This window comes from Aquabacterium sp., from assembly GCF_036279675.1.
Lineage (GTDB): Bacteria > Pseudomonadota > Gammaproteobacteria > Burkholderiales > Burkholderiaceae_C > Aquabacterium.
The window spans coordinates 20,387-31,856 of sequence record NZ_DASUIS010000082.1 but is presented as its reverse complement, the minus strand read 5'-3'; the positions used below and the strand labels follow the sequence as shown (position 1 = coordinate 31,856).

The 11,470-nt window shown below is 63.6% G+C and carries 11 protein-coding genes and 1 other RNA gene; 7 read left to right on the top strand and 5 right to left on the bottom strand.

What is annotated here, in order from left to right; genetic code table 11:
- Positions 1-356: 356 nt before the first annotated feature.
- The 4 genes from rplS to rpsP all read right to left on the bottom strand — a co-directional run bounded on the left by rplS (position 357) and on the right by rpsP (position 2,607).
- Positions 357-713 (bottom strand): 50S ribosomal protein L19, encoded by a 357-nt coding sequence (gene rplS / locus VFW93_RS10115; RefSeq protein WP_035043354.1) that lies wholly within the window; start codon positions 711-713, stop codon positions 357-359.
- 120 nt (positions 714-833) lie between these two features.
- Positions 834-1,622 (bottom strand): tRNA (guanosine(37)-N1)-methyltransferase TrmD, encoded by a 789-nt coding sequence (gene trmD / locus VFW93_RS10110; RefSeq protein ID WP_329693870.1) that lies wholly within the window; start codon positions 1,620-1,622, stop codon positions 834-836.
- Positions 1,623-1,652: 30 nt separating this feature from the next.
- A complete protein-coding gene (gene rimM / locus VFW93_RS10105) occupies positions 1,653-2,333 on the bottom strand; it encodes a ribosome maturation factor RimM (protein WP_329693869.1) in 681 nt (226 codons plus the stop codon).
- A 13-nt stretch (positions 2,334-2,346) separates the two neighbouring features.
- Positions 2,347-2,607, bottom strand: a complete 261-nt coding sequence (gene rpsP, locus VFW93_RS10100; protein ID WP_329693868.1) for a 30S ribosomal protein S16 — start codon at positions 2,605-2,607, stop codon at positions 2,347-2,349.
- Between the two features lie 242 nt (positions 2,608-2,849).
- Between rpsP and VFW93_RS10095 the strand changes: the two genes are divergently transcribed.
- Entirely contained in the window at positions 2,850-3,320 is a 471-nt protein-coding gene (locus VFW93_RS10095; protein WP_329693867.1) for a hypothetical protein, read from the top strand.
- Positions 3,321-3,363: 43 nt separating this feature from the next.
- Here the strand turns inward: VFW93_RS10095 and VFW93_RS10090 are convergent, their stop codons facing one another.
- Complete coding sequence (locus VFW93_RS10090) at positions 3,364-3,726, bottom strand: DMT family protein (RefSeq protein WP_329693866.1); 363 nt, start codon at positions 3,724-3,726, stop codon at positions 3,364-3,366.
- Between the two features lie 87 nt (positions 3,727-3,813).
- Between VFW93_RS10090 and VFW93_RS10085 the strand changes: the two genes are divergently transcribed.
- From VFW93_RS10085 to aroB, 6 genes are all read left to right on the top strand, one after another.
- Positions 3,814-4,947 carry an AIR synthase-related protein gene (locus VFW93_RS10085; protein ID WP_329693865.1) on the top strand — a complete coding sequence of 378 codons (1,134 nt, stop codon included), beginning with the start codon at positions 3,814-3,816 and terminating at the stop codon, positions 4,945-4,947.
- Between the two features lie 56 nt (positions 4,948-5,003).
- Positions 5,004-5,672, top strand: a complete 669-nt coding sequence (locus VFW93_RS10080) for a dienelactone hydrolase family protein (RefSeq protein WP_329693864.1) — start codon at positions 5,004-5,006, stop codon at positions 5,670-5,672.
- A gap of 185 nt (positions 5,673-5,857) precedes the next feature.
- Positions 5,858-7,000: a response regulator gene (locus VFW93_RS10075; RefSeq protein WP_329693863.1), complete on the top strand. Its 1,143-nt coding sequence runs from the start codon at positions 5,858-5,860 to the stop codon at positions 6,998-7,000.
- Positions 6,993-10,103 (top strand): PAS domain S-box protein, encoded by a 3,111-nt coding sequence (locus VFW93_RS10070; RefSeq protein WP_329693862.1) that lies wholly within the window; start codon positions 6,993-6,995, stop codon positions 10,101-10,103. Before VFW93_RS10075 ends, VFW93_RS10070 begins: the two co-directional genes overlap by 8 nt.
- A gap of 30 nt (positions 10,104-10,133) precedes the next feature.
- An RNA gene (gene ffs, locus VFW93_RS10065) (signal recognition particle sRNA small type) lies at positions 10,134-10,232 on the top strand.
- 100 nt (positions 10,233-10,332) lie between these two features.
- On the top strand, positions 10,333-11,454 hold the full coding sequence (gene aroB / locus VFW93_RS10060) for a 3-dehydroquinate synthase (RefSeq protein ID WP_329693861.1): 1,122 nt from the start codon (positions 10,333-10,335) through the stop codon (positions 11,452-11,454).
- The last annotated feature ends 16 nt before the right edge of the window (positions 11,455-11,470 follow it).

The following is an 11,470-nucleotide window of genomic DNA, read 5'->3' as shown; positions in this document are numbered from 1 at the left end:
CGGCACCGGGTTGGGCGCTCGGTACCACTTCTCCACCTCGACATCGGGTTGCCAGACAGGCGGCTGCTGAAAGCGCTGCGCCAGCGAGGCCCGCGTGAAACGTTGCGGGTCGACTGCCGGCAGGTGGGCGTCGTGGCCCAGGAGCTCGGCCACACGGGGATCGATCGTGAATGCCATGGCGACACCATAACAAAAGCCGCCGGTGCTTGCGCAACAGGCGGCTTTGGGTTGAGCGTCCTGAGGGGACGTCAGTGCGGAGAGAGGCTCTGGAATCTGGCGAGCTTTTGGCTTCGCCGGAACCTGGCTTGTACTGCTCCGCAGTACACCGCGGCCTTTCAGCCACGGCTTCACTTCGTTCAGGCCAGCTTCTCTTTGATACGTGCCGACTTGCCGGAACGCTGACGCAGGTAGTACAGCTTGGCGCGACGCACATCACCACGACGCTTGACTTCGATGCCAGCGATCAGGGGGCTGTACAGCTGGAACGTACGTTCCACGCCTTCGCCGCTCGAGATCTTGCGCACGATGAAGCTGGAGTTCAGGCCGCGGTTACGCTTGGCGATCACCACACCTTCGTAGGCCTGGACGCGCTTGCGGGTACCTTCCACCACGTTGACGGACACGATCACGGTGTCGCCAGGGGCGAAAGAAGGAATGGTCTTGTTCAGACGAGCAATTTCTTCTTGCTCGAGCTGTTGAATGATGTTGGACATCAAAGGCTCCTAAATGATCTTGCCCGCGCCAGAAAAATGATTGCCACGCGCACTGAAAAACCAGCTTGCACGGCACCCCAAAAAGGGCATAGGCCGGGTAGAGGATCGGAAAACCGCAGATTATAGCGCGAGTTGGGACAAAAAGTGTTCGTCTTGTTTGGACAATTCACCGCGCGCCCTGGCCGCCTCGATCAATTCGGGGCGACGACGTGCCGTGATGGCCAGTTGCTGCTCCCGCCGCCAGCGGGCAATGTGGGCGTGATGGCCCGACATCAGCACAGGCGGCACCGCTGCCTCCACCCCGGCCAGGTCACCCTGATCGGGCAGGCTCAGCACTTCGGGGCGGCTGTAGTGCGGACAGTCCAGCAAGCCATCCGAGAAGCTGTCCTGCTCGTGTGAGGCCGCATCGTGCAACACACCCGGCTGCAGACGCGTCACGGCATCAATCAAGGTCAGCGCCGGCAGCTCGCCACCAGAGAGCACGTAATCGCCCATGGAGATTTCCTCGTCCACGTGGGCGTCGATGAAGCGCTGGTCGATGCCTTCGTAGCGGCCACACAGCAGCACCGCACCCGGCCCTTGCGCCAGTTGCTGCACGCGCTGTTGCGTCAAAGGCTTGCCGGCCGGGCTGAACAGCACGACAGGCAGACGCTCGGCACCTGCCGCCAGTTGATCCGATCGGATGGCAGACAGGCAGCGCACCAGCGGCTCCACCAGCATCACCATGCCGGGGCCGCCACCAAAGGGGCGGTCGTCCACCCGGCGGTAAACGCCCTCGGCGTGATCCCGCAGGGGCCACAGGCGCACATCGACCTGGCCGGTTTCGAACGCACGGCGCGTCACGCCCACGTTCTGGAACGGGGCGAACAACTCGGGAAACAGGGTGATGACGTCGAAGCGAACGGCCATCTCGGCCCTCCGTTCAAGGTAGGTGGAGGATCAGTAGTCCAGACCCCAATCGGCCACGATGCGCCGATCAGCCAGGCTGACACTGACAATATAGGCCGACACGAAGGGGATCAGGCGCTCGACGGGCTTGCCATCTTCGCCGGCTTCGCCTTCACAGCGCAGCACGCTGTTGGGACCGGTGTCGAGCAGATCGACCACCTTGCCCAGGGCTTCACCCTCTTTGTTGACCACGTCCAGGCCGATCAGATCGACCCAGTAAAACTCGTCGTCGTCGGGCGTCGGGAAGGCCGAGCGCGACACGTACACGCGGGCGCCCTTGAGGGCCTCGGCGGCATTGCGGTCCTCCAGCCCTTCGGCAGTGGCCACCACCACGTCACCCTGATCACGCGCCTGCCTGACCTGCAGGAAGCGCGGCTTGGCCAGACGCGCCACACCCTTGGGAGCAGCAGCAGGCTTGGCAACCGGCGCGGCAGCATTGGCTGCACTTTTGGCGGCGGACGGACGCGGCAAAGCACCCGAAGGCGTATCGCCCGGGCGCAAAAACCATTTCTTGGTACAGAAGAGCGCCTGAGGATCGGAGGAGAAAGGCTGGACCTTGATCCCACCCTTCACACCCCAGGCGTCAACGATGCGCCCGACCTCTACCGCGTCTGCAGGCCAGACGACACCGTCGTCCAGAACAGGGGCGTAGGTCTCGGCGCGATCGTTCATGCAGTCGTCAAGCTCAGGCAGCAGGAGCGGCCTTGGTCTTGGCTTCGCGAACCAGACGGGTCACGGCGTCGGAAGGCTGAGCGCCATTGCCGACCCAGTGGTCCACGCGGTCCAGGGCCAGACGCAGGGTTTCGGCGTTGCCGGAAGCCAGGGGGTTGTAGAAGCCCACGCGCTCCAGGAAACGGCCGTCACGGCGGTTCTTTTGTTCAGCCACAACGATGTTGTAGAAAGGGCGCTTCTTGGAGCCACCGCGAGAGAGTCGAATCACGACCATGATGTGTCCTTCAAATGGTTTGGCGACCACCTTTCCCGGGAGACACTCGGGGGCCGGCGGCCAATGGTCGGTCAGACGCAAAAAGACTGTCCGACCAGGTAAATTGATTTCCATGGACCGTTTAGATACGCGCCAGATGCCTCCAACACGGCCAGTCAAACCGCCGCCTGGGTAACACCCGACTCGGGCCACGAAACCGCGCATTATAGTCTGACTCGACGCCACTGTGTGAAAACCTATCCATGACATCGCCCACCACTGGCTACAAGTCCAAAACCCTGGCCACCTGGGCAGCCCTGCTGACGGGCCCGATCGGGGGGCATCGCTTCTACCTCTACGGCCTGGGCGACCTCTGGGGCTGGCTGCACGCCGTGCCGACGCTCGTGGGCGCCTGGGGCATCAACCGGGTCTTCGAGTTCGGACAGGACGACCAGCTTTCGTGGCTGCTGATCCCCATGTTGGGATTCATGGTGGCTTACACGATGCTGCAGGCCATCCTCTACGGCCTGACGCCCGACGAGAAATGGCATGCGCGCTTCAATCCGCAACTGGCAAACTCACCCGAGGCGGCGCCTGCCAGTGGCTGGTCTGCCGTGATCGGCGTGGCGCTTGCACTGATGCTGGGCGCCACGGTGCTGATGTCCACGATCGCGTTTTCCGGGCAGCGCTACTTCGAATACCAGATCGAAGAAGCGCGCAAGATCAGCCAATGACGTCAGCCGGCAAAGGCTTCTTTCATCCGATGAAAACGGCGACTCAGGCGCGGAACATGAAATACGCCGCGCCGACCAGGCACAGCGCGGCCCAGATGTAGTCCAGCTTGAAGGGCTGCCCCAGGTAGAACACGGCAAAGGGCACGAATACGCTCAGGGAGATCACCTCCTGCATCACCTTGAGCTGGCCCACCGTCATCTGCTGGGCGCCCACACGGTTGGCCGGCACCTGCAGCAGGTACTCGAACAAGGCGATGCCCCAGCTCACGATCGCCGCAAAGAACCAGGGCTTGCTGGCCATGTTCTTGAGATGCCCGTACCAGGCAAAGGTCATGAACACATTGGACAGGACCAGCAGCAGCGCGGACTGCAATGGCACCGGAATGGACTGGATGAGGCTGTTCATGCTCCGCAGTCTATGCAAATTGACCCACAGCCTGCTCGCGTACGGGATAATCGCGGTTTTCCCGAACACACAGCTCTTTGCCCGCCCATGACCACGCCCACCAGCTCCAACAACGGCACGAACGCACCCCTCACCTACGACCAGGCCGGTGTCAACTACGACCTGATCGACCCGTTGAAGGTCGCGGCGCAACGTGCCGCTGCTGAAACCGGCGCGCACCTGGCCAGCCATGGTTTCTCGGAAGTGCTGGCCTCGCGAGGCGAGTCTGCCTATGTCGTGGACGTGGGCCCGATGTACCTGGCCTCCATCGTCGAGTGCCTGGGCACCAAGACGCTCGTGGCCGACGAGATGGCCACGCTGACGGGCAAGAGCTATTACGACAGCATCGCCCAGGACACCATCGCCATGGCGGTCAATGACCTGATCACCGTGGGTGCCACGCCCCTGGTCGTGCAAGCGTACTGGGCTGCCGGGGGTTCCGACTGGTTTGGCGACAAGATCCGCGCCAATGCCCTGGTGGCGGGCTGGAAGAAGGCCTGCGAGGTCTGCAACGTGGCCTGGGGTGGCGGCGAAACGCCCGCCCTGGCCGGCATCGTGGCCGATGGCCGCGTGGATCTGGCGGCATCGTGCACCGGCATCATCAGCCCCAAGACCCGTCTGTCGGTGGGCGACAAGATGGAAGCCGGCGACGCCATCGTGCTGCTGGCATCGAGCGGCATCCACGCCAACGGCCTGTCGCTGGCACGCAAGCTGGCCGAGCGCCTGCCCAAGGGCTACCTGACCGACATCGGCAATGGCCAGACCTACGGTGAAGCCCTGCTGGCACCAACCACGCTGTACTCGCCTGTGACCGAAGCCCTGGCTGCTGCCGGCATCAACCCGCATTACTGCGCGAACGTGACCGGCCACGGCTGGCGCAAGCTGCTGCGTCACCCCAAGGCTCTGACCTACCGCATCACCGCCCTGCCCGACAAGACGCCCGTGCTGGCCTTCATGCAGAAGGAATGTGGCCTGGATGACCACGAGGCCTATGGCACGCTGAACATGGGCGCCGGCTTTGCCCTGTATGTGGCCGCTGGCGATGCGCAGCGCGTCGTCGAGATCGCACAAGGTCTGGGCATTCCCGCCCTGGTGGCCGGCCGCGTGGAAGCAGGTCCCAAGCAGGTCGTGATCGAACCGCTGAACGTGGTCTACGGCGCCGACGAACTGCAACTGCGCTGATCGTCAGGCCCGAGCCTGCGAGCCCCGAAACAAGCCGCCTTTACAAGGAGCCCGACATGGGTCAGATGATCACCTTCTCGCGACCGGATGGCGGCAGCACCCAGGGCTATCTGACCGACGCCGGCGCCGGCACACCCAGCGTCATCCTGATACAGGAGTGGTGGGGCCTCAACGACCACATCCGTGCCCTGGTGGACCGCATGGCCGCGACCGGCATCACCACGCTGGCACCCGATCTGTACCGTGGCCGCCTGGCCAGTTCGGCAGACGAAGCCAGCCACATGATGACGAGGCTCGACTTTGCAGACGCCACGCACCAGGATCTGCGCGGCGCCGTTCAACACCTGGCCCGGCGAGGTGGCAAGGTCGGCGTGATGGGTTTCTGCATGGGCGGCGCACTCACCGTGGCCAGTGCCGTGCATGTGCCAGGGCTGTCGGCAGCGGTGTGCTTCTATGGCATCCCGCCGGCACAGTTTGCCGACCCTGCACAGATCCGCATCCCGTTCCAGGGCCACTTTGCCAGCGAAGACGACTGGTGCACGCCTGCGGCCGTCGATCGCCTGGAAGCCGCCATGACGCAGGCCGGCCAACGCCCGGACGTCCACCGCTACAAGGCGCAACACGCCTTCGTCAACCAGACCCGCCCCGAGGTCTATGACGCGGCTTGCGCCCAGCAGGCCTGGGATCGCACCGTCGCGTTTCTGAAGCAGCATTTGCTGGCCTGAAACTGCGCGTGAAATCAGCGTGAAATAGTTCCAGCCCCGCTGAGAAGTGGGGGCGGGCCGCGCATTTTCAGCCTCAACTTTCCCAAGGGCCTGTCGATCTCCTCCTCGGGGATCAGGCGCCCCGGGCTGCGAGCATGACTTCAGCCCTACTGTGTGCGTCGCCTGGCAGATCAAAGGGATGAACAATGGCTCAGGCTCGCGTACTGATCACAGACGACGACGACATGACCCTGGAAATGCTCGAGGCGGCTTTGCAGGATCGCTATCACGTCACCCTGGCGCACAGTGGCAGGGAAGCCGTCGTCAAGGCTCACCAGGAAGCCTTCGACCTGATCGTGCTGGACGTCGACATGCCCGACATGGACGGCTATGCCACCTGCACAGCGCTCAAGTCGGACAGCGGCACGGCAGATATCCCCGTCCTGTTCCTGTCGGCACGCGTCAACATCGAAGAGCGGCTGCGCGGCTACCGCGTGGGCGGCACAGACTACCTCACCAAGCCTTTCGACGTCATCGAACTGACGGCCAAGATCGATCTAGCCGTTGAGCAACGCGCCCGTAACCAGTATCTCAACAGCCAGTTCGAAGAGGCCATGAACACGGTGCTGACCACCGCCAACATGTATGGCGAAGTGGGCGTCGTGCTCGACCTGCAACGGCAACTGAGCAACTGCTACAACTACACCGACATCGCCAGCGCCTTCTTCGGCGCCTTGAGCAAGATGGGTTTTGAGGGCTCCCTGCGCCTGATGGGGCGCCAGGGTGTCGCATCGCGTTCAGGTCAGGGAGAGTGCACCGCACTGGGCAACTCCATCCTGGATCACATCGAAAAGAGCAACGGTCCCAAGATCCAGGCCGTGGGCGACAACACCAGCTTCAACTACGGCAATGTGCTGATGCTGGTGCGCAACCTGCCCATGAACCCGCAGCCGGGCCAATACCCTCAGGACGAGATTGACCGCATGGCGCGGGTACGAGACAACGTGGCCTTGATGGCCGAAGGCATCGTCTCGCGCATGCGCGCCCTGGACGTCGAGCTTGAAAAGTCCAGCTTCGAGCACACGCAGAAGCTGGTGGCGGTCACCCGCGAGGCTCTGGTGGACATCTCGGCGCAACAACATGCCAACCGCATGCACATGGGCCAGGTGCTCCAGCGCATGCACACGGAGGTGGAGCATTCCTTCATCCACCTCGGGCTGTCGGAGTCACAGGAAGAGCATCTGTCCAACACGCTCAAGCGCTACATCAGCGAGGCCATGGGCGTCTTCGATCACAGCAACCAGATCGAAGCCCACCTCAACAAACTGATTGCACGACTCAATGGCTGACAAAGGCCGCCATGCACCAGCCAAGGTGGCCGAAGAGCCCCTGACGCTGGAGACCGTTCGCCAGCAGATTGACCAGTCGATCCTGCGCAACGTCAACATGACGATGCGCATTGGGGCGGCTGGCGGCGTGATGCTGGCCATCGGCCTGAGCCTGATGCCCAACCAGGATCCGCACATCCGCAATTTGCGCATGGCCAGCGGCGCCCTGTTTGCAGCCCTGGCGATCACCGCCATGTTGATCAACAAACGCTGGGGAGCCCGCGCCGCTGCCACGGCCTTTGCAGCCTTCACCCTGATCGTGAACTACGGCCTGGCCTTGTCGCTGGGTACGGGCATCTCGTCGTCGGCCGGCGCCGTACCCGCCGCGCTGATCGTGGTGATGGGCTTTGTGCACGGCCCACGCATGGGTGTGCTCATGACGCGCATATCGGTCGGGAGCGCGATCACCTTGCTCGCCGCGCAATGGTATGGCTTCATCCCCGGCATCGGCCCCACCAACACCCCTCCGGTGGCATCGTATGCGGTTGTGCTGATCATCGTGTTCATGGTGATTGGTTCGACCATCACGCATTTCAGCCGTCTGTTCTGGAATGCGATGGCCACGATCGACAAGGCCCGCCAGGATCTGCAGGACAAGGTCGAGATGCAGGAGAAGACACAGCGTGAGCTGGTGGACAGCAAGCAGCGTCTGGCAACCTTGCTGGACCATGCCCCCATGGCCGTGTTGATCTTCGACAAGGACAGTGGACGACTCCACTACGTGAACCACCATGCGCTGCAAGCCCACGGCGCCCGGCGCACCAAGGATGTCGGTCGCCACCACCTGTTCACCGAGGCGCCCTACGACGAAAAGACCTTCCTGGAATACGTGCACGCCACCAGAGACCATGGCGCGCTGGAACTGCAGTGGCGCACCGTCAAGAAAGACGGAGAGTTCATCTGGTGGTCCGTCAAGCTCGACACCATCACGATCGACGACATGGCCTACGTGGTGGCCTTCGGGCACGACATCACCAAACGCCTGGAAGCCGAGCAGGCGTTGATTGACCACCGTGCACACCTGGAAGAGCAGGTCAAGGCCCGTACCGCAGAAGTGCTGGTCCAGCAGCATCGGCTGGAAACCGTGATCGAAGCCTTGCCTGTGAGCCTGACCATCAAGGACAGGCAGGGTCGCTACCAGCTCAGCAACAAGGTTTTCGAGGAAGCCTCCGGGCTGAGCAAGGAGCTGCTGCTGGGCAACACGGCCGATGAGCTCTTCCCACCCGCCATGGCCGAGCAGATCCGCGAGCACGATCACAACCTGCTCAATGGCACGGACATGGTCCGCTACGAGAACTCCCGCATGCGCCGCGATGGCAGCCGCCGAGATCACCTCGTGACCAAGGTGCCCTTGCTCGATGCTTTCGGCCAGCCTGAGGCCATCCTCACCCTGGCCGTGGACATCACCGACCAGAAAACCATGCAGCGCGAACTGGTCGACGCCAAGACAGAGGCAGAGCGACTGGCCAGGGTCAAGACCGAGTTCCTGGCCAATATGAGCCATGAAATCCGCACCCCGCTGCACGGCGTACTGGGCCTGGCCCAGGTCGGCCAGAAGTGCCCACCCGGCGATCCGCAGGTGCAACAGATTCTGGAGCGCATCACCCGATCGGGCCGCCACCTGCTGGGCGTGATCAACGACATCCTCGATTTCTCGAAGATCGATGCGGGCAAGCTCACCATCGAGAAATGCGCGCTGGATCCGCGCCAGCTGGCCGAGGATGCCGTCGCCATGGTGGAAGAACGCGCCTCCGGCAAGAACCTGAGCCTCGACTTCCAGTGCGAGGGCGTGCCACCCGCCGTGATCGGCGACCCACTGCGCATTCGCCAGATCCTGATCAACCTGCTGAGCAACGGCATCAAGTTCACCGAAAAAGGCGGCGTGACGCTCACCCTGTCGGCCAGCCACGGCAAGCTCTACTTCGCCATCAAGGACTCCGGCATCGGCATGCACCACGAGGCACAGGAACGGGTGTTCTCACCTTTCGAGCAGGCGGACGGCTCCACATCGCGCCGCTTTGGTGGCACCGGCCTGGGCCTGAGCATCAGCCGCAAGCTCGCCTTGTTGATGGGCGGCGACATCACGCTCAACAGCGCACTGGGAGAAGGCTCGACCTTCACACTCGTGCTGCCCCTGGAAGAAGCCGATGCGACCAGCCTGCCCCACCCCGACGAGGGGCTCACCTCGCCGGTCAGCGCCGACATCGATACACCGCGCCTGACCGGCTTGCGCATCCTCGCCGCCGACGACGTCGACATCAACCGGGAGATCTTGCTGGGCTTGCTGACCCAGCAACAGGCGGAGGTTCACTGCGCCGAGAACGGCAAGCAGGCCCTGCAGATCCACAAGGAACAAGGCGCCGGCTATTTCGACATCGTGCTGATGGACGTACAGATGCCCGTGATGAACGGCCTGCAGGCCACCGAGCTGCTGCTGATGCGCGAGCCTGAATTGCCCATCGTGGCCTTGACGGCCCACGCCATGGCAGAAGAACGACAACGCTGCACGGACGCGGGCATGGTAGGCCACCTGGCCAAGCCCTTTGATGCCGACGACATGATCCGTCTGATCCTGCGACACAGCCGCAACGCGCCCAAAGCCCCTGCGGCTGAAATACCGCCCGAACTGGCGCCTGCGGAACTGGCGCTGGACACAACCACCAGCAGCGCCGCCACAACACACCAGGCCGACATGCCCCTCGAAGCGGACACCAGTGACGCGGCCCTCGACATGGCCGGCGCCCTGAAGCGCTGCGGTGGCAAAGACGCCCTGCTGCGCAAGCTGATCACGAGATTCAGCGAAGAACAGGCCGATTTTGTGAGCCGTTGCCAGCAATTACTCTCAGAAGACCCCGATCAGGCCCGGCGCGTGGCCCACATGCTCAAGGGCACCTCGGCCAACCTGGGCCTGGACGTGCTGTCGCGCCATGCCGGCGATCTGGAAAACGCGCTCATTGCGCAGGACATGCCCGTGGTCAGCCGCACGCTGATGACACTCAACACGGCTCTGCAACAGCACATCACCCTGCTGAAACGGTGGCTGGCCGAACAGGTCCCGGCCTGAAGCCACGCGACATCGCATACAATCGTGAGTGACGGGCCTCCCCGCATGGGGGTGCGGCCAACCGGGTCAGGTCGGGAACGAAGCAGCCCTAACCGATTACCTTCAGTGCCGGGGTTCAGGCTCGTCACCCCAATTCCTGTTTTGATGCCCCCTGCGTCGCGGCCGGGACCGAACTTCCGCGAAGTTCGGGGCGCGTTCATCGCTCCACTCTCGCCCGCAACCCTGGCTCATGGCATCGACTCCCCTCCCTCCCGCATCCGCCCCCACCTCCGGCAACACGCAGGTCCGCATCGACCTGGGTGACCGCAGTTACGACATCCTGATCGGCGGCGACCTGCTGGTGGCCGATACCTTCGCCGGCCTGCCCAAGTCTTCCAAGGCATTGATCGTCACCAACACCACGGTGGGCCCGCTGTACACGGCCAGACTGCGTGCCGCGCTGGCGCCGCATCACAAGACCGTGCTGGACGTGGAACTGCCGGATGGCGAGCAGTACAAGGACTGGCCAGCCCTCAACCAGATCTTCACCAAACTGCTGGAAGAAGCCGCTGACCGCAAGACCGTGCTGTACGCCCTGGGCGGCGGCGTGGTGGGCGACATGACCGGCTTTGCCGCCGCCTGCTACATGCGCGGCGTGCCCTTCGTGCAGGTGCCCACCACCTTGCTGGCTCAGGTCGATTCGAGCGTGGGCGGCAAGACGGCCATCAACCACCCGGCCGGCAAGAACATGATCGGGGCCTTCTACCAGCCCCAGCGCGTGATCTGCGATCTCGACACGCTCGACACCCTGCCCCAGCGCGAACTGCTCGCCGGCCTGGCGGAAGTCATCAAGTACGGGCCCATCGCTGACGCCGAGTTCCTGAGCTGGCTCGAAGCCAACATGGACAAACTGCTGGCCCGCGATCGCGCCGCGCTGATGCACGCGGTCAAGCGCTCGTGCGAGATCAAGGCCTGGGTGGTCGGCCAGGACGAAAAGGAATCCGGCCTGCGCGCCATCCTGAACTATGGCCACACCTTTGGCCATGCGATCGAAGCCGGCATGGGCTATGGCGAGTGGCTGCACGGCGAGGCCGTGGGTTGCGGCATGGTCATGGCCACGGATCTGTCGGCCCGCCTCGGCCTGATCGACGAACCCACCGCCCAACGCATCCGCGCCCTGATCGAGCGCACAGGCCTGCCCGTCAAGGGGCCGGATCTGGGGGCCGATCGCTACATCGAGCTGATGCAGGTCGACAAAAAGGCCGAAGGTGGCGAGATCAAGTTCGTGGTCGTGGGGCCACTGGGGCAGGCCTCCACGCGGTCCGCACCAGACGCCCTGGTTCGCGATGTGATCGCCGCGCACACCCGCTGATCTACTTCTGAACAGA

Coding starts and splice junctions, on each gene's coding strand:
- rplS (WP_035043354.1), bottom strand. CDS start 713: ATGTCCAACATCATTCAACAGCTCGAGCAAGAAGAAATTGCTCGTCTG.
- trmD (WP_329693870.1), bottom strand. CDS start 1,622: ATGGCCGTTCGCTTCGACGTCATCACCCTGTTTCCCGAGTTGTTCGCC.
- rimM (WP_329693869.1), bottom strand. CDS start 2,333: ATGAACGATCGCGCCGAGACCTACGCCCCTGTTCTGGACGACGGTGTC.
- rpsP (WP_329693868.1), bottom strand. CDS start 2,607: ATGGTCGTGATTCGACTCTCTCGCGGTGGCTCCAAGAAGCGCCCTTTC.
- VFW93_RS10095 (WP_329693867.1), top strand. CDS start 2,850: ATGACATCGCCCACCACTGGCTACAAGTCCAAAACCCTGGCCACCTGG.
- VFW93_RS10090 (WP_329693866.1), bottom strand. CDS start 3,726: ATGAACAGCCTCATCCAGTCCATTCCGGTGCCATTGCAGTCCGCGCTG.
- VFW93_RS10085 (WP_329693865.1), top strand. CDS start 3,814: ATGACCACGCCCACCAGCTCCAACAACGGCACGAACGCACCCCTCACC.
- VFW93_RS10080 (WP_329693864.1), top strand. CDS start 5,004: ATGGGTCAGATGATCACCTTCTCGCGACCGGATGGCGGCAGCACCCAG.
- VFW93_RS10075 (WP_329693863.1), top strand. CDS start 5,858: ATGGCTCAGGCTCGCGTACTGATCACAGACGACGACGACATGACCCTG.
- VFW93_RS10070 (WP_329693862.1), top strand. CDS start 6,993: ATGGCTGACAAAGGCCGCCATGCACCAGCCAAGGTGGCCGAAGAGCCC.
- aroB (WP_329693861.1), top strand. CDS start 10,333: ATGGCATCGACTCCCCTCCCTCCCGCATCCGCCCCCACCTCCGGCAAC.